Here is a 19233-nt window from a genome sequence, read left to right as displayed (position 1 = left end):
TTATGTCAAATTACATATATATTTAATTAGACTTATTATAATTATAATATTTTGTTTCAAAAATAACTACCTGAAATATATCCAAAACATTATGGTTTTTTAATGATTTTTGACATTTTCCACAGGCCTTTAATAAAAAGCCCTCCTGTTAATAGAGGACTCTTTTTAGTGGGTTTTTAGTTTCTTTAGTTTTTATTTTTTAAATTTTGCTTTTTTAGCTCTTTGCTTTTTGGGTTTTGCTTTGTATGATTTTTGCCTGTTTACTCACTTTCTCATACATGGTTTTATTTGTATATATAGATTATTTCAGCATAATGTTACTTGAAAATAATGTTAGTTATATTCTTCCAATGTTTCTTTATAAGTTCCTCATACTTTTTTTGAAAAATGTCTCTGTGACTTTCTTCCCACTTTACAATCTCTTCTAAAAACTTCTTTGCTTCTGCATCTTCTGCCTCTGCTGCTGCATTTTTATAAAACATTACAAAATCGTTTTCCATATGATATGCCATTCTTATAATTGTAAGATCTGACATTTCCTTTTCATCTTCCCCTATTAAATCAGAGTTGAAGTGAATAATTGAAGGGTCTACCACTCTAGAATCATCATCCACCACCCAGGAAATTGTTAAAGGCGGTTCTTTAAATTCCAACTGTTCAAATTTATCCTTTAAAATCTCATAGTGCTCCCTTTCCATTTTAGACAGCTCACTAAACATATTTTTTATAGACTCTGACTCCACCCTATCCATGTAGTAATTATAAAAATTTTCTGCATCCTTTTCCATTTTCATGGCAAACTTAAGAATATCTTTTATTTTCTCCATAAAATTAACACCTCCGAGTGTATTTATACCCCATAACTTTAAATGTAAACACGCAATAATTATAATTTTTTTACTCCAGCTCCTCCGTTGTAAAAGGTGATGCAGGCAATCCTTCTTTGTTGTATAGGTTTGCCCTGTCCGGGCTGTTAGACCACGCATATCTCACATGCACCGGGTTATCAACTTTACCGCTGCTGACAACCACTGTATCACCCTCTATTACAGCATCAGCTTCTACAAACTTTCCGTCTTCTCCGCATATGGTAAATTCACATAATTTGTCACCTTTGCACACAAGTCCGCTTCCCACATAATCAAAAAATAGTTGGATTTTATCTCCAAGTACTTTATGACTTTTATAAATAGGCCCGCTGCAAACTAAATTTTCGCCATATGCTTTATTCATTGCCCAAAGGGCAAGTCTCTCACCCACGGCTTTTTTATTCTGGGGATGCAGTTCATTATACCCTCCCACATCAATTGTCACTGCCATTCCTGTATTAGGTATCTCCAGCGCCCTTCTCTGTCTCTCTCTTAAATGACACCAGCCGTTGCCGCCATTTGGATCTTCATAGTTTGCCAATTGGACATATAAGAAAGGTATTTCCCCCATATTCCAAGTATTTCTCCAATCTTCTATAACCGCTTCAAAAATTTCTTTATAATCATAAGGGTATCCTGTATTAGATTCTCCCTGATACCACAGTATACCTTTTATACTGTATTTGCGTAAGGGGTAAATCATGGCATTATACACGCCGGTAGGTTTATATTGAAAAAATGTAAATTCCTCAAGTCTTTCCATTTCTGTACCTACACAATATTTCCACTGACCGGTTAAATCTATTTTGCATCCTCCCAAATCCAGTTTATACGGCATATCCTTAATGAAAGAACCAATGTTGTGTGTAACAATCAACCTTACAGCTATAATGTTTTTGCCTTTTTTCAGAACATCCGCCGGAAATGTATACCTCCTTGGAGGATAGCGGTACTCTGTATTGCCGACCATCATACCATTAACATATGTTTCATCTGCATCAACTAAAGTTCCAAGAATCAACTTCACTTTTTCTTTAGAAGGTTTTTCATCTAAATATATCTCTTTTCTAAACCAAATAGAACCTTTTATCTTTTCAAGTTCAGTACCTTTAAAGCTTCTGGGCAAATAAATGGTATTCCAGTTTCTGTCATCGTACTCTTCACTAAACCAGGGAACAGTTTTTTCACAAAGGCCTTTATCTTTTTCATCTAATCTCTTATACCAGTCACTATACCGGCGTTGTTCCGTATCTATTGTGTTTTTAACATAGTCATCATCTTTACATCTATTTAAAGAAGAAAGAAACCTCTCAAACTTACTGACAGTCTTTTCGCTAAGCCATGCTTCTGCAGGCGTTCCTCCAACTGCAGTTCTGATTAAACCAATGGGAATTTTATATTTTTCATTAATTATTTTAGCAAAAAAATACCCTACTGCACTAAATTCATATACATCTTCAGGGTTTACTGAAATCCAATTGCCACCGCTTATATCCTCCTGTGGCTTATGAAAGTTATATGAAAGAGGAACAATAAAATGGCGGATATCCGGGTTTTCTGAATTTTTAACTTCATCCTCATATAAATCCAAAGTCCTTAAAATAGGCAATTCCATATTTGACTGACCACCTAAAACCCATACATCCCCAACCAATACATCCTTTATCTCCTTTTGCACGTCCTTGCAGCTTATTGTCATATTATAAGGACCACCAGGGGGTAAATTATTCAGCACTATTTCAAAATACCCGTCTTTATCACATTTTGTGCTGTATGCTTTGTCCATAAAAGTTAAAGTTATACATTCGTCAGGTATGGCATTTCCCCATATTTTAACTTGTGCATCCCTCTGTAAAACCATTCCGTCACTAATTAACGGTGATAGTTTTATGTTATTTGCCACGAAAATCCTCCTTGCCATTTTAAAAGTTTAGCAAACTTTCTTCATAGCAACCGCAGTATAATAGGAATTGTAAGCATGGACAGCAATGTGGATACCGTCACCACTTCTGAAGCAAAAAGCGGCTCAGCTTCAAATCTTTCCGCAAAAACTGCAGCATTTACCGACATGGGCATTGCCAGTACAACAATACATATATCAGAAGCTATCTTTGGTATATCTATGAACATAACTAAAAAATATGCTAAAAGCGGCATTAAAAGCAGACGCATGGCGCTCAAAACATAAGCTTGTAAATCCGATAAAGCATCTTTTAAATTAGCACTTTCAATTATAGCTCCTATTATAATCATGGACAGAGGAGTTGTCATATTCCCAATCATTTGTGCAGCATTTTTAATTGGGAATGGTACATTAATTTGAAATAAAAACACTATGATCCCTAAATACACTGCCACCATTGCAGGTGTGGTCAGCATTTTTTTTATATTAAAATCAGATTTTCCACTAAAAATTACCATTCCATACGTCCACATTACTATATTAAAAACAATTAAATACATGGATGCATAAAAAACACCTTCTTGTCCAAATATGCTGTCAACAAGTGGAAACCCCATAAACCCGCAATTGGAAAATACTATTGCAGATTTTATCACTGCCCTTTTAGCCTGCGGCTGCTTTGTAAAAAATATTTTTTCTGCAGCAAAAATAGATATTACAAAGGTAACAACCCCTAAACCTATAACATAAAGAGCATTTATTAGTTTTTCTGCTTCATACTCCATCAAAAATGATGTAAAAATCAGCAAAGGTGATGTTACCATCAGCAAAAGTTCTGATAATTTTTTATTTACTGCATCGTTAATAATCCCAACTCTTTTTGTTATAAATCCTGCCAATAACAAAATCAAAAGTGTTGAAACCTGGTCAAAAATAATAATAAAGTCCACAATCGCTACTCCTATATGTCAATAATCACTAAATCATTTTACACTAGTTAAATAAATGTATCAAGGGGAGTATAAAAAGAAAAGAAGAAAATGTAAAACATAAGTAATTAAAAGAAATTTTCTTTAAATTAAAGTTATATAAAAGCTAAAATGTATTAAAAACAGGGAATGCCACAGCTTTTACTATGTAAATTACATGTGTCATTCCCCTAAATTTTTTGTAATATTTACTTCACTTCTAAACCTGCTAATTTTGCCAACTCTATTATAGTTGCTTTGGAAACTTTTTTGCCCTTATAGTCAACTAAGTCTTCCATGCTTCCTGTAAAGATATCAGCAGGCTGGTATTTTTTTAATATTATTTTGTCATCATCTACAAAAATTTCCAAAGCGTCCTTTTCATTAATGTCCATACTTCTTCTTAATTCAATTGGTAAAACAATCCTGCCTAATTCATCAACTTTTCTTACAATTCCAGTAGATTTCACTATAATCCTCTCCTTTTCTTTTTCGACATTATGTTACAAAATTAAACTTACCATAAATATCAATTATAGTCAACATTATTTTTGATTATGATAGCGTCAATTTATTGTAGGAAAAAGAAAAGTAGATGGCATCCCATTTTTTATACAACTATTTCAAATAACGGTCTCTTAGTAACGAGAGTATTTTGCATAATTTGCATGCTGAGCTAATTATTTTCTTTTATAACTCCTCTAACTTATTCTCTATTATACCATATAACTCTTTCTTCCTATAAAGAATCCATTTTACTCAATGATTGTCACAAATCAGTACATTTTGTTATCTATGTTCCTTCACATTTTAACGCTACTTTTAAAAGAAAAAAGTATTTCTATTGTACCATTTTCCATTTTGTCAAGGCTAAAACAAGCGGGCAAAGCCCGGCCTTGACAAGTAGTAGGGCTTCGCGGGTCATGGTACTAAAGTTTTGCTTTTTTCTTTTCTTTTTCTTTTTTTATGTTTTTTCTTTTTCTTTGTCTTTTTTTAGATATGTATAATTCCTATTGGATAGGCTTACTTGTAAACTTTCCCGTAATTTTTGCTTTATTATTACCTCATCCCTATCCGCATATACCTATAATACGCCTTAATTCTTTATATAAACCAGTTTTACACCCCTTATGAATAACAGTTAAATTACTATTCCATACACTCTCATACCTGTTTGATGACTTCTTTAATTCCTTAATTAATTTTTCCTGAATTTCTTGCCTACTAGCTGCTAACTTTTTTTGTTTTTGTGCCATAACTATGTCATATACCTTACCGCCATTCTTCTTGTATATTATCAGCTTTGACATCTTTTCTACACCTTTTCTCGACCAGCCTTTAGGTCTTGAACTTAAACGGGATGAAAATACATGACTCACATGACCTTCAGCACTACAACCCACTATTCCTCTGTTTGACCTTATTTCTATACCATCCCAATTATTTAAAATATATCGCTTTGCATTTTTTATAGCCTTTATTTTACTTTCATTATCGCCTGTCTTTTCGATTATCTTTTTAAAAACCTTTGTTAGCTTTTTTTTATCAGATAAATTCAATGCGTCCTGTAAATCTTGGCTTATTGCTTCATCATTTAAATGTGTGGTTGCAACTCTTACGTATTTTTGAAGATGGTATCTATCAAGTACAAATTTACTTTTTGAAAGCCAGTTAACTCCTTGCCTTATCCATGACGCCCCATCTCCTAATATATACACCGTCTCTAAAAAATCAACGTCATATTGTTTATATATGTATTCCGATACTTCAAGCCACAAATTTTCTGAATTATTATACACACCCCCAAAATATCGAACATTCTTTAATACTTTTCTCTTCTTATTACTTTTTTCAAAGTCAATTCCCTCATGCACATATACAAGTTTTGGCATAATTGTATTTCTCTTGCCCTTCTCATTCTGTCTCAATATACTTTTTTGTTGTAATGCTACATGATCCTCGTCTGCCTCAACATACAATATTTTTACTTTTCTCTTTTTATCTACTTTTATTTCAGGCTCAACTATTTCAATATTATGTATTTTATTCATCACAGCTTGTTTGCTGATTTCATCAATATATGTCGCCTTTTCTCCTGCCTTTCTGTAGCTGCTGTCAGCTGCTTCTTCTATTGCATTAATTACAACATCGGCACTTACTCTGTCATGTGGTTCTACACCTACAATCCTGTCGACCAGGTGTTGTCTATTACCATTTTCCTTATGCTTAAAATATGTCCTGTTATAACTTAGTGTTCCAAATGTCGTTAAAATAGATGTTTTATCTTTTCTTATAATTTCCCAATACTGTTTCCTTATTTCACAGTTACGTAAATATTCATCCATATCTTCAAGCACTTCTTTAAGTATATCGCGTCCAAGTTTAAATAAATCTTCTTTCAGACCAAGAATAAGATCAGCTAAGTCTTTTCCTTCTTCAATAAAATTTTTTATCTTTTTTTCAATTCTTTTTGCCCCAAATTCATTAAAATGTTGTATACTATTATACATAGAAGATGTCATCCTTTCTGTTAGATTTTTTTTGTATTAATATCTTAACAGGATGTCATCTTCTTTTCAATTTTATATGGTATTTTATGTCTCATTCCCTACAATAACTTTACGCTAACTTTGATTATAATATATATAAAGCACTGATAAATGTACAATTATGGCAATAATAAATGCATAATGTATATAGCACTAAAAAATTTACCATATAATTTGCAATATTATGTTTAACAGGAGTAATGCTATGGATAATTCTTATAAAAAAGATAATGATAATGAATTTAAATTTAAAAAATTACATGAAAATGATGAGTATAAAATGCCCTCATGGTATTTAAAAAGTCGTCATGGAATATATTACGCCCTCGGGGTTTTGGAAGTTTTGCTTGCATTCCGTTTTATTTTTAAACTTTTAGGTGCAAACCCTGTAAGCGGCTTCGTTATATTTTTATATTCCATAACCAACATATTCACTGCACCTTTTGCAGGAATATTTGAATCCATTACAACTAACGGTCTTTCTGTGCAATCAGTTTTTGAACCGGCAACATTAATCGCAATGTTGGTTTATGGATTAATTGCCTGGGGCATAGTAAAACTTATAAAAATAAACTTATTAAAAGACAATTATGCCAAATAAATATGTCTATTAAACAAAAGATACAGAACAATACCCCCATAGTAACAAAATTTTAGATAATTCCGAATTATTATCAAAATGGTATGAAAAAATAAAAACATATTATGGGGGTATTTGTTATGAAAAAGTTTTTATGTTTGTTTTTAACTACCATTCTTATTCAAGCATTTAGTTTTGTTTCCACATGTGATAAACAAGGCTTAGTTGGGGACCTTAATGACGATGGAATTGTTAACAGTATTGATGCAACAATACTGAAAAGATTTTTATTAGAGGTTATAGACAGTTTGCCTGTTGAAAATCCTCTGTGGTATGCAGATTTGGACGGGGATGAAATGATAGACAGCAATGACTATGTAATTTTAAGCAGGTACATTCTCAATATAATTGATAAATTCCCAAAAAGCACAGTTCCTGAATCACCTACTCCTAAACCTACACCTACACCTACCTCTGAGCCTACACCTGGTACACCTGCTCCCGGACCTACTTCAGAGCCTGTTAATGTAGGAGCTTACCCGGATTGGGACAGAGTCCGCACAAGTTATGCAACATACACCGGCTCAGGATATGCAGGGGGAGCCTGCCTCCTTGATCCTATTCCGTTAGATATGGAAATAACAGCGCTAAATCCTTATGATTATAACAGCTATGGAATTGAAGCAGCACTGGCAGGGGCATACCTTGAAGTAACAGGCGTGAAGGGAACCACTGTTGTATATGTGACGGATTTATACCCGGAAGGCGGGGATGGTGCATTAGACCTTTGTCCAACATCCTTTGATAAAATAGGAAATATGGCAGACGGAAGAATTGATATCTCATGGCGGATTGTTGCCGCACCTATTGATAAAAATGTTTCATACAGAATAAAAGAGGGTACTTCCCCGTCCTGGGTGGCAATTCAAGTCAGGGACCACAAATATCCAGTTTTAAAAATGGAAATATATCAAAATGGTGAATGGCACGACATGAAGAAAATGTTCTGGAATCATTTTATTTATGAAAACGTAGATACAACCACACCTACAATAAGAATTACCGATATAAGAGGGTATGTTTTAACTGATGTAATTGACAGCCTTCCCGGTCCTGGTGAAATTGCTGAAGAAGCTTACATAGTTCCGGGTAATGTCCAGTTCCCGGATTAATATAATAAACATACTGATTATTATAACTTTTTTGTCTTATGCCTTGATTCTTTAATATGTATTGATATAATAAAAGCTGAATACTTTTGGTACAAAAAAAGTTGTACAGCTTGTTTTATAAAATTCAACAGTAAAGGAGAATGGCGATATGGCAAATTCTAGCAAACCTAACCAACCTTTAGTTACTCACATTTATACAGCAGACCCTTCTGCTCACGTGTTTGAAGGTAAGTTGTACATCTATCCTTCCCATGATCTTGATGAAGTAAGGGAATCAAATGATCTTGGGGACCAATACAATATGGAGGATTATCACGTTTTTTCTATGGATAGCATAGATTCTCCTTGCGTAGACCATGGTCAAGTGCTCCATGTTAAAGATGTGCCCTGGGCAAAACAACAAATGTGGGCACCTGATGCTGCTTTTAAAAATAATACTTATTATTTCTATTTCCCTGCAAAGGACAAGGATGGGATTTTTAGAATCGGGGTTGCAACAAGTTCATCCCCTGCAGGACCTTTTAAACCTCAAGAAAGTTATATTCCAGGCAGTTTTAGCATAGACCCTGCTGTTTTTATTGATTATGACGGCAGAGCATACATGTATTTTGGAGGTCTTTGGGGAGGACAGCTGGAAAAGTGGCAAACCGGGGAGTATAACCCTGACGGAAAAGAACCTGCTAAAGACCAGCCTGCTTTAGGACCTAGAGTAGCTGAACTAAATGATGATATGCTTACTTTTAAAGAAACACCTCAGGAAATATCCATAGTTGATGAAGACGGTAACCCTATACTTGCAGGTGATGAAGACAGAAGATATTTTGAAGGTCCATGGATGCATAAATACAACGGCTACTATTACCTTTCATATTCTACCGGTACTACTCACTATATTGTATATGCTATGAGTAAAAATCCTAAAGGACCGTTTGTATATAAGGGAAGGATACTTAACCCTGTTATAGGCTGGACTACCCATCACTCCATTGTTGAATTTCAGGGTAAGTGGTACTTATTTTATCATGACAGCTCCTTATCAGGCGGTGCTGATAACAGACGCTGCATGAAATATACAGAGATAAAATACAATGATGACGGGACCATTCAAACAATTGACCCATACAAGTAAATGGAAAATAATAACCACCCTAAAAAACGGGTGGTTATTATTTTTCTTAACAATAAATTTCAAAAAATCAATTGGAACCGTAGTACACTATTCCCCTATTTGGGTCAACTGTCACTACCGAACCGTTTTTAAGTATTTTTGTAGCATTATAAGTACCTATAATTACAGGTATCCCTAAGGCCTTTCCGACAGTTACCGTATGAGATGCCAGTCCCCCTTCTTCTACAACCAATGCAGAGGCTTTTCTGATTACCTCTATCACATCATCATTGGTATAAGGCAGAACAAGCACTTGCCCGTCAACAAACATCTCCTTTGCTTCTTCAATTGTCTTTACAACACAAACTTCTCCTGTAACAGGCTTTTTACCTATACCTGTTCCTCTAACTAATACCTTTCCTACAACATGTACTTTCAACATATTTGTTGTACCACTTACTCCAATTGGTACTCCTGCAGTTATAACAACAAGATCCCCGTTATCAACAAATTTTGATTCTAAAGCTTTTTCCACACCTGTATCAAACATGTCATCAGTGCAGGACGCCTCAGGAACTAAATATGGGTACACACCCCATGAGAGGGAAAGCTGCCTTCTTACCCTTTGGGATACTGTAGTTGCAATTATCGGGCATTGGGGCCTGAATCTAGAAATCATCCTGGCAGTACGCCCTGACTGGGTAACCGTGATAATTGCAGAAGCCTTTAAATCCTGGGCAGTTGTACAAGCCGCATGGCTTAGAGCATTTGTAACACTTGGGCTGGTATCATACTGCATTTTGGAAAACCTTTCCCAATAGTCAATGGACATTTCTGCTTTTTGTGCTATTTTTGACATGGTTTCAAGGGTTTCAACAGGATATTTTCCAACAGCAGTCTCTCCTGACAGCATAATTACACTTGTACCATCATAAATGGCATTTGCAATGTCACTGGCTTCTGCCCTTGTAGGACGTGGATTTCTAATCATTGAATCCAGCATTTGGGTTGCGGTAATAACAGGTTTTCCATTCTTGTAGCATTTTTCTATGAGCATTTTTTGCACTATAGGCACTTCTTCGACGGGTATCTCAACACCCAAATCACCGCGTGCTATCATAATCCCGTCTGAAACTTCTACTATTTCATCTGCATTTTCAATTGCTTCCCTGTTTTCAATTTTTGCAATTACTTTTATTTCCTGACCTTTATTTTCCTCAAGAACCTTCTTAATTTCTATGACATCAGAAGCCTTTCTTACAAAAGATACTGCTATAAAGTCAAATTCATTCTCTACAGCAAATTTAATATCTTCAATATCCTTTTCAGTAAGAGGCGGGAGGTGCAGGTCTACACCCGGAACATTTATACCTTTATTATCCCCTATAATGCCCCCGTTTACCACCCTGCAATATATTTTTTTGTCCTTTATCTTTTCAACTACAAGTTCAACAAGCCCGTCATTAATTAAAATGCTGCTGCCTTTTTCTACATCTTTGTACAAGTCTTTGTACGATACAGATGCTTCTTTTTCATCTCCTAATTTATCTTCACTTAAAAGTACAAATTTATCCCCTTTTTCCAATTTCACTTCTTTGTCTTTAAACTTGCCAAGCCTAATTTCCGGTCCCTTTGTATCCATAAGTAAAGCAACAGGAAGGTCTAAAGAATCCCTTACTTTTTTAAACCTTTCAACTCTGGCTTTATGCTCTTCATGGCTTCCGTGTGAAAAGTTTAACCTGGCTACATCCATTCCCTTTAACATAAGTTGTCTTAACATTTCTTCACTATCTACAGCGGGACCTAATGTGCAAATTATTTTTGTCTTTCTCATTTTACCTGTACCCCCATATATCTAAAACATTGTTATAAATTTAACTAAAAATCCCAAATGTTTTGCAATTTTTTTGCGAATAATAGTATAATAACACCTTTTTGGTTTTAGGGCAATAGAGTTAAAAACAATCCCTTTATTTGTAGATTATATGTATAAATTATTTATAACAAGGGACTATTATTTTTTAAAAGACATATATTACAACTTGAAATATTACAGGTATTTTGGTAAACTCTATAAAGTTAAATTACTTATATAAAAAACTACCATAGATTAAACTGGAAATGTCAGAAGGTGATTTTTAAATGAGAAAAATATACATATATAAAAATTACATTAACATCCTTTTAGTAGTGGCTTTATCTTTTGCCATATCAATTGTGGGAGTACAGATTTCTTCTGTTTTTTCTCTGGTAATAGTTTGGAGATTTATTAAATCCCCAATTTTATTTATTTTAAATACATTGCCTATAACTTTGTTTATGCTGTTTATCTTTTTCATAACTTCAAGAATTTGGGCATCGTTTTTCTTTGGAGGAGCACCCTTTTTAATTCTTCATTTTATAAACAGGTTTAAAATACGCCTCCGCCACGAACCCTTTGTACCGGCTGATATATACCTTGGAAACGAATCTACAAAGGTTATTAATTTGTCTCAGCTTCCATTTAACGCTAAGCTATATGGGTTGATAGCAGTATTTATTCTTTTTTCACTGTTTTTACTTTTATGTGTAAAATCCAAGCCTATGAAATTACTTCAAAGAGGCATAGGAATTTTACTTACAGTAGTGCTGTCCTTTACCTTATATAATACAATTTACAGCAATACATCACTTTATAATAAGTTTAAAATATACGGCTCCCAGTATTCTCAAATAGATGTTGTAAATTCAAGGGGCTTTATCTACTCCTTTTTAATTAAAACCCATACCTTTGATTTGCCCGTGCCTGAGGGATACTCTCCTTCAGAGTGTGAAAATATACTTTCTAAATACAATAATATAAAAGAAGATGAAAATGTTAAACTTCCTCACATCATTGCTGTAATGAGTGAAGCTTTCTGGGATATAGATAAAGTGGAGCAAATTGAATTTAATAAAGGGTATGACCCTTTGGAAAATTTTAATAAAATTACTTCCCAATCTTATTACGGCAAAATTGTTACAACTATTTTTGCCGGAGGTACTTCAGATAGTGAATTTTCTTTCCTTACAGGACATTCAAAAACCACATTAAGTGATTTTGCAAACCCATATATTAATTTAATAAGGAAAGACACTTATGCACTTCCATGGATACTAAAATCAAAAGGCTATAAGACAACAGGGTTTCATCCAGGTTTTCCATGGTTTTACAACAGGTATAATGTATATGATTATTTTGGATTTGATAATATATTTTTTATAGATGATATGGATATTGACAGGGAAAACACTTATTATGTTTCCGATATGGACGCATTTAAGTTTCTTTTGGATGATTTTAGTAGTCACTTAAATAACCATCCAGACACCCCCTATTTTAATTTTACTGTAACCATCCAAAATCACGGACCTTATGCAAATTACGATTTAGGTAATCCTGAAATTATAAAAAAAGAAAGTATAGACAGTGAGTACTACCATTTGGTTAACAACTACACCAACGGGCTTATGAGCTGCGACAAGGCTTTAGGCTATTTAGTAGGGCAGCTGGAGAAAATAAATGAACCTGTTGTTTTGCTGTATTTTTCAGATCACCTTCCACTGCTGGGTGAAAATTTTTCCGGCTATAAAGCCATGAACTATAACATCGGAACCTCAGGTGATTTAGAAGCATATTTAAACACATACGAAACACCTTATTTTATCTGGAGCAACAGTCCTGCAAAAGACCTGTTAAAAGATCAAGGAAAAACCCCCTTTGTGGGAGAAGCACCATATATAAGTGTTCACTATCTGGTATTAGAGCTTTTTGACTATATTGGTTTAAATGACATCGATTATTTTCAATACTTAAGGGAGCTTAGGGAAGAATTTCAGGTTATGACTAACAGATTTTACAAAACCAAGGATGGTGCGTATACAGAAGATTTGAATTTGGAACAGATGGAAAAAATAAATGAATATAAATTACTGCAGTATTATATGCTTTTTGATAAAAATGTTGAATCTTTCCGCTAAACTGCTGTTTATCAATATATTTTTCCGTTTTAACTTGATTTAGACCATACTTTTCTATAAAATTATAAGTAGAAGACTGTTGTTGTAAATAATTCAAGCATTTAATATGCGTGAATTATATATATTTTTTTAAGGGGGAAGTATGATTATGAAAAAAATTGTAGGTGGACTTGCCTTGTCCATAATGCTGGTTTTTCTTTTTGTTTCTTTGCCGGCAAATTCTATGGATGTAGATGCAAGTACTGTTGACCACTGGAACGATGACTGGCTGCATGTGTCAGGCAACAAAATTTACGACATGTACGGAAACGAAGTGTGGCTAACAGGCGCTAACTGGTTTGGGTTTAACTGTAGCGAAAATGTTTTCCACGGTGCTTGGTACGATGTTTATGATATTCTATGCGATGTAGCTGACAGAGGTATTAACCTTCTCAGAATTCCTATTTCCACTGAGCTTTTATACTCTTGGATGATTGGAAAACCAAATCCTGTTTCAAGTGTTACTGCAAGCAACAATCCACCTTACCACGTTTGTAATCCTGATTTTTATGACCCTGAAACCGATGGACCTAAAAATAGTATGGAGATTTTTGACATTATAATGGGGTATTGTAAAAATCTGGGTATAAAGGTTATGGTGGATATTCACAGCCCACATGCTGATAACTCTGGTCACGTGTATAATTTGTGGTATGGAATAGAAACTGAAACAGCAGGTTTTATCACCACTGAAAAGTGGATTGATACTCTGGTATGGCTGGCTGACAAATACAAAAATGACGATACAATAATTGCACTTGATTTAAAAAACGAGCCTCACGGAAAACGCGGTTATACAGGTCCAATCCCTGATGACATGGCAATATGGGATGATTCCACCCGTGAAAACAACTGGAAGTACGCTGCTGAAACATGTGCAAAAGCTATATTAAATGTAAACCCTAACTTATTAATTGTGATTGAAGGTATCGAGCAATATCCTAAAACTGAGTTAGGTTACACATTCGATGACCCTGACGTTTTTGGCGCTACAGGGGACGCTGCTCCATATCACCCTGGATGGTGGGGTGGAAATTTACGTGGGGTAAGGGACTATCCTATTGATTTAGGACCTCTCAACAGTCAAATTGTTTATTCCCCACACGAATACGGTCCTTCAGTATATCCACAACCTTGGTTTGAGAAAGACTTTACCATTAAAACCCTGGAAGAAGACTATATGTACGATACATGGGCATACATACACCATGAAGGAATTGCTCCTATTCTTATTGGTGAGTGGGGCGGTCATATGGACGGCGGGAAGAACGAAAAATGGATGACTTTATTAAGGGACTATATTGTTGAACACCGTCTACACCATACATTCTGGTGCATAAATCCTAACTCTGGTGACACAGGTGGATTATTAGGAAATGACTGGTCTACATGGGATGAAGCAAAATATGGATTACTTAAAAAAGCATTGTGGCAGGACTCTAAAGGCAGATTTATTGGACTTGACCATAGGGTACCACTTGGTAAAAACGGTATTTCCTTAGGAGAATACTACGGTATGGATCTTGATCCTATTTCTCCTACACCAACAACAAAACCGACACCAACGCCAACAACTACACCTCCTCCTGAGGATGAATTTATAAAAGGTGATATTAACGACGATGGTATAGTTGATTCCATAGATTATATGCTATTGAGCAGGATAATACTTGAAATAAAAGTAGATAATATTAATGTTAAGGCGGCAGATGTAAACAATGACGGTATAATAGATACAAGAGATGCTATTATTCTTTCAAGATATCTTCTGGAGATTATAGATTCTATATAGATTATAAATTCTATATGGTAAATGAGACACATTATAATATTTAGACAAGTACTGAAACGGCGGACAAATTTGTCTGCCGTGTTTTTTATCTTTTAAATTTAACCTTCCCTGTTTTTACATAGTAAATAAATACAGAAAGCAAAACACTCCAGGAAACCAGCAGCCAAATCCATGTATACTTACCCTCTGTATCTCTTTTTTCAGATCCGGATTGTACGTCTTCTTCAGAGGATTTTGGTGCATCTTTTTCAACAACAACTACCCTGGCTCCTTCAGGTATGCTATCTACTTTTTCCAATGCCACATCGTCAAAAAACGCCTTCCCTGTGTTCAAATTTTCATCTGCCCCTAATCTGTCATACCCTCCTAAGGCTAATATTAATTCCACACTATCCACTTCTTCCATTGTCTTAATATACAATTCAACATATTCCCATTGGTGAGTGGTACCCTTTATATCCTGGGAATAAATTGTATTCCCGACTACAGATATATTTGCACCAATTCTTCCTTCACCCACATTTTCTGTTCTTATCCAGGCAGAAAACTTATATTGTGAATCCGGTTCAACTTCTACCTTTTGAATATAGCGTGACCCCCGCTCCTCCAAATTATAAATGGCAGCACAGTTTTGCCCGCTGCGTGGATTATCTTTTTCCACTGTAAATTCAACACCGCCAGGTCCTTCACCCCATACCCAGGTTTCCCAAAACCTAAGGGCATCCCCCTCCACATCTTCAAAGGAATGGTTTTTAATTAAATTATTATTTGCAAAAACCCATTGATAAGATATTGTACACATTAGTGCTATTGTTAATATACAGGTTAATATACAGAGTATAGTTTTCTTCAGCATATAAATCTTACCTCCTAAAGCATGTCTTGCAATTTTTAGCCAACCATGTCTGCCACTTGTATCCCCAGCCTGACAGCATAGTTTTGCCCCCTGTCTTCAGGATATATCTGTGCCATACTGGCTAAAAACAAATTTTCCACGGGAGTTTTCATCTCCGGTAAAATTTTAGAATATTGCTGTACCACAACAGGCTGGGCATAGTCAGCCCTGTTTATATGCACTCTCTTTATACTTGACTTGTCAAAGTTTGGAAACATTATCTTCAGGTATTTTATAAACTCTCTCTGTATTTCTTCATCACTCATAGAATACATTTTATTCTTTTGATCAAGATACCTGGAAAGATAAACAATGTGAGAGCCATAGCCGGCATCTTTGACTAAGTTGGTATGTTCTATTAATAATACAAAAGGAAAATCTTTTCTTGCTATTGCAACCCAATAATAATCAGATAATTTCCCATCCAGTTCTAAAATCATGCAAATATTGGCCTTGTACTTTGTTTTTGAAAGCTTCTCCCTGTACTCTTTGGTAAGGGGAACATCCATTTTGTTTAAAATACCTGGTGCGGTGGTAACAATAACCCTGTCAAAATTACAGCTCTTTCCATTACTGTAAACATTCAAAGTTTTATCTTCCTGAGGCTGTATTCTGTCTACGGCACTTGAGTAATATATTTTCCCCCCGCCCTCTTTAATTTTTTCCACCAGCTTATCGTATAATATCCCAAAACTTCCCTTCATATAACCTAACAATTCTTTGTTAATGTTTTTGCCCCTTGTTGAGCCTCTAAGTTTAAATTTATTCCAAATCCAGGTACCGGATATTTTATCAGAATCACAGTCAAATTTAGAATTTAGTAAAGGACCCCAAACTTTTTCATATACATTGTTACCTGCATTTTTTATTATCCAGTCTTTAGAAGTTATATTTTCTAGGTTTTTCCAGTGCTTTATGAATTTTGCCTTAAATACAAGCATCCCCATTTTTATTCTTTCAACAAATGAAAGCTCTTTAAAAAGCAGTAAATCCACCGGGGAAGTAAAAGGATAAAGCTTTTGGTTTATATACAGGGAGTTTTTTGACTCAAGCCACATAAGCTCAGAAGACAGACCCAGCTCATCTATAAGCTTAATTATTTCTGTATCACCGGTAAATATGTGATGATAATAAACCTCCAGTTTTTCATTTCCAATGGTCATAGTCTTAGCTAAACCACCGTGGCTTTCTTCTGCTTCAAATATGGTAACCTTATGACCTTTTTTAACAAGTTCATTTGCAGCAACAAGTCCTGTAGCCCCTGCCCCCACTATGCATATATTCACAATCCCCTGTTCCTCCTTCTCTTTTTACCGGCTATAATATCCCTTACCATTAAAACAGCTGAAAAAACAACCAAAATTACAGTTAACAGTGCAAAGGGAATTGCAACCGGGTCGAACCTTTTCATCCAGTAAATTTCCTTCCATGACAGGTGGTACAAATACCACTGGTTTGCAGCAACACATATGCTTAAAACACCTAAAGGAATAAGCATCCGTTTATCCCAAAGAACACATATTGTAAGAAAAATTATAGCTGGAAGTAAATATCTTTCATGCATTCTTGTTATAAATGTAAAAGCACTTGCCATAATGAAGAAGGCTGAAAAGTACATTGCAAAATGGCTTTTCCTGTTTTTTAAAATATACACAAAAGCCAGGATTATAGAGATTAAAAACAATATATTTCCCCAGGTACTATAGGAAAATATAAAAAATGTATTTGAATCTTCTATGCTCTGTCCACCCAATAAAGTCCACAGATTAAAGGCATTGGCAGTAGCATAAGGATAGTCTTCAACACTGGCTAAGTACAGATTTGGCATCCAGCAAAAATAATCTATAGATTCTGCAATAAAATCCTTTACGACAGATGTACTCTTTAGATTCTCATAAATGTGCATATGATAATAGAACGGGTTTATAACTATAAAGTAGCAGGATAGTCCTATGGCAACAGCCACAAACGTCTCCTTAACAGCCTTTTTGACTTTCTCTTTTGTTATTTGGGAAAAATCAAATAAATCATTGTAAAAGAATATTCCCAGAGGGGTTAATAGTGCACTTTGAGGCTTGGTCAGCACTGCCAGTGAATAAAGCAAAACCGCTGTCATTTTCCGGTTCACACTAAAGGCATATATCATACCCACAAGCAGTGTTGAATATATTGAATCAAATTGCCCCCAAATGGAAGAGTTGAAGAACACACCGGGATTTAAAGCGTAAAATATGCCCAATGCAAAGGCAAGTCTTTCTTTTTCATACTTCCTGCCAATCTTATAAATTAAATAAGCGCCTGCTAAATCTGAAGCAACAGCCCATAATTTTATCAAATAAACATGGGTGCCGGCATTAAGGGAAAATATTTTAGCTATAATTCCTGTTATCCAAAGTAAATACATATATAATGGCGCATAAACAATATGAAATGTTTCATATAGACCTTTTGGACCAAGTTCAGCAAGGTACCTGCTCCATGCATAGTACCCGTTCATATCTATTTGGTAGCTTGGGATTCCTGTAAGCATCAACCTAATTAAAACTACAGCTATTGAAAGAATTGCAAAAACATCAGAAGGTATTGATTTTTTATTATCTCTAATTTTTTTGTTCTTCTTTACTTTTTTTTTTTCATTTGCTTTGCCCATTATTTTAAAACCACCTTATAATTTAATTATATTCCCATAGAAATCATATCAAATTCCAGGCATTTTGTAAATGATTTATATCTCTTTATTTGTAAATAACTTTCTTGTAAAGCACAAAATTCCAGCACACTAACATTCCCATAACCAATATTTTGGAAATCTTAGGCATTATACCAATTTTATCACTTAATAAGTACAATAATACGCTGGCTATAATTAAATTAAATATAAATAAAGCACTATACTGCTTTAATTGCTTAAATATGTTAACTTTGGATTTGAACGACCAGAATCTGTTGAGAAGAAAGTTATACCAAAATGCAACTACATAGGCAATGGCATTGGCAAGTAAATACCTGTATGTAGTCCTTTCAAAACTATCATTAATGAATTTTTCTGCAATTGTTTTTGCGGGTGTATAGCCACCTGGAGGGAATTTTACAAATATAAGTTCATTAAATATATTAAATAAAAAATATTCAATGGCAAACCCTGAAAAACCTGTAATTACATATCTTCTCATTTGGGAAAAGGTTTCGGGGGTCAGCATATCAGAAAAAAACTTGTACTTCTTTAGTCTGTTAATTATTTTTTCAATCAATATTAACTCCTCCAAATGCTACAAAATTAAAAAAACAATTAAAAACATGGTTTAATTATAGCAAGGTACACATAAAAAATCAAATTAAGCCCAAAGCATTATACATAG

At 34.5% G+C, this 19233-nt stretch carries 15 protein-coding genes and 2 pseudogenes; 6 read left to right on the top strand and 11 right to left on the bottom strand.

Translation table 11 applies throughout. From position 1 onward, the window contains the following. Positions 1 to 317: 317 nt before the first annotated feature. The 5 genes from HVS_RS03340 to HVS_RS03320 all read right to left on the bottom strand — a co-directional run bounded on the left by HVS_RS03340 (position 318) and on the right by HVS_RS03320 (position 6250). Positions 318 to 827 carry a ferritin family protein gene (locus HVS_RS03340; RefSeq protein ID WP_105367986.1) on the bottom strand — a complete coding sequence of 170 codons (510 nt, stop codon included), beginning with the start codon at positions 825 to 827 and terminating at the stop codon, positions 318 to 320. Positions 828 to 897: 70 nt separating this feature from the next. After that, positions 898 to 2772 carry a sialate O-acetylesterase gene (locus HVS_RS03335; RefSeq protein ID WP_202861492.1) on the bottom strand — a complete coding sequence of 625 codons (1875 nt, stop codon included), beginning with the start codon at positions 2770 to 2772 and terminating at the stop codon, positions 898 to 900. A 41-nt stretch (positions 2773 to 2813) separates the two neighbouring features. Then, positions 2814 to 3722: an AEC family transporter gene (locus HVS_RS03330; RefSeq protein ID WP_101299213.1), complete on the bottom strand. Its 909-nt coding sequence runs from the start codon at positions 3720 to 3722 to the stop codon at positions 2814 to 2816. A 227-nt stretch (positions 3723 to 3949) separates the two neighbouring features. After that, a complete protein-coding gene (locus HVS_RS03325; RefSeq protein ID WP_101299210.1) occupies positions 3950 to 4210 on the bottom strand; it encodes an AbrB/MazE/SpoVT family DNA-binding domain-containing protein in 261 nt (86 codons plus the stop codon). Positions 4211 to 4810: 600 nt separating this feature from the next. Further along, the gene (locus tag HVS_RS03320; RefSeq protein ID WP_242971560.1) at positions 4811 to 6250 is read right to left on the bottom strand and encodes an ISLre2 family transposase; all 1440 of its coding nucleotides are present in this window, start codon (positions 6248 to 6250) and stop codon (positions 4811 to 4813) included. A gap of 319 nt (positions 6251 to 6569) precedes the next feature. Between HVS_RS03320 and HVS_RS03315 the strand changes: the two genes are divergently transcribed. The 4 genes and pseudogenes from HVS_RS03315 to HVS_RS03305 all read left to right on the top strand — a co-directional run bounded on the left by HVS_RS03315 (position 6570) and on the right by HVS_RS03305 (position 9170). Continuing rightward, positions 6570 to 6890, top strand: a complete 321-nt coding sequence (locus tag HVS_RS03315) for a YggT family protein (protein WP_101304052.1) — start codon at positions 6570 to 6572, stop codon at positions 6888 to 6890. Between the two features lie 104 nt (positions 6891 to 6994). Beyond that, positions 6995 to 7210 (top strand): annotated as a pseudogene (locus HVS_RS17820) (dockerin type I domain-containing protein); the annotation flags it as partial. A gap of 204 nt (positions 7211 to 7414) precedes the next feature. Next, a pseudogene (locus HVS_RS17815) lies at positions 7415 to 8041 on the top strand (expansin EXLX1 family cellulose-binding protein); the annotation flags it as partial. Positions 8042 to 8189: 148 nt separating this feature from the next. Then, complete coding sequence (locus HVS_RS03305) at positions 8190 to 9170, top strand: glycoside hydrolase family 43 protein (RefSeq protein WP_101299203.1); 981 nt, start codon at positions 8190 to 8192, stop codon at positions 9168 to 9170. A gap of 67 nt (positions 9171 to 9237) precedes the next feature. Here the strand turns inward: HVS_RS03305 and pyk are convergent, their stop codons facing one another. Both pyk and HVS_RS16950 read right to left on the bottom strand, forming a co-directional pair. Beyond that, positions 9238 to 10983, bottom strand: a complete 1746-nt coding sequence (pyk, locus tag HVS_RS03300) for a pyruvate kinase (RefSeq protein WP_101299200.1) — start codon at positions 10981 to 10983, stop codon at positions 9238 to 9240. 334 nt (positions 10984 to 11317) lie between these two features. Then, entirely contained in the window at positions 11318 to 11488 is a 171-nt protein-coding gene (locus HVS_RS16950) for a hypothetical protein (RefSeq protein ID WP_242971663.1), read from the bottom strand. On the opposite strand from HVS_RS16950, the gene HVS_RS03295 reads away from it, so the two are divergent. After that, entirely contained in the window at positions 11469 to 13148 is a 1680-nt protein-coding gene (locus HVS_RS03295) for an LTA synthase family protein (RefSeq protein WP_242971662.1), read from the top strand. The two genes, HVS_RS16950 and HVS_RS03295, sit on opposite strands and share 20 nt — an antisense overlap. A 184-nt stretch (positions 13149 to 13332) precedes the next feature. Further along, entirely contained in the window at positions 13333 to 14979 is a 1647-nt protein-coding gene (locus HVS_RS03290) for a cellulase family glycosylhydrolase (RefSeq protein ID WP_242971717.1), read from the top strand. An 85-nt stretch (positions 14980 to 15064) separates the two neighbouring features. Here the strand turns inward: HVS_RS03290 and HVS_RS03285 are convergent, their stop codons facing one another. The 4 genes from HVS_RS03285 to HVS_RS03270 all read right to left on the bottom strand — a co-directional run bounded on the left by HVS_RS03285 (position 15065) and on the right by HVS_RS03270 (position 19125). Continuing rightward, complete coding sequence (locus HVS_RS03285; protein ID WP_101299191.1) at positions 15065 to 15835, bottom strand: carbohydrate binding domain-containing protein; 771 nt, start codon at positions 15833 to 15835, stop codon at positions 15065 to 15067. A 35-nt stretch (positions 15836 to 15870) separates the two neighbouring features. After that, a complete protein-coding gene (locus HVS_RS03280; RefSeq protein WP_101299189.1) occupies positions 15871 to 17160 on the bottom strand; it encodes an NAD(P)/FAD-dependent oxidoreductase in 1290 nt (429 codons plus the stop codon). After that, the gene (locus tag HVS_RS03275) at positions 17157 to 18524 is read right to left on the bottom strand and encodes a hypothetical protein (protein WP_242971661.1); all 1368 of its coding nucleotides are present in this window, start codon (positions 18522 to 18524) and stop codon (positions 17157 to 17159) included. Before HVS_RS03275 ends, HVS_RS03280 begins: the two co-directional genes overlap by 4 nt. A gap of 85 nt (positions 18525 to 18609) precedes the next feature. Then, on the bottom strand, positions 18610 to 19125 hold the full coding sequence (locus HVS_RS03270; RefSeq protein WP_235827517.1) for a GtrA family protein: 516 nt from the start codon (positions 19123 to 19125) through the stop codon (positions 18610 to 18612). Between the last annotated feature and the right edge of the window lie 108 nt (positions 19126 to 19233).

It is taken from the genome of Acetivibrio saccincola, assembly GCF_002844395.1.
GTDB classification, from domain to species: Bacteria; Bacillota; Clostridia; order Acetivibrionales; family Acetivibrionaceae; genus Herbivorax; species Herbivorax saccincola.
This window is presented reverse-complemented; position numbering and strand designations above follow the sequence as displayed.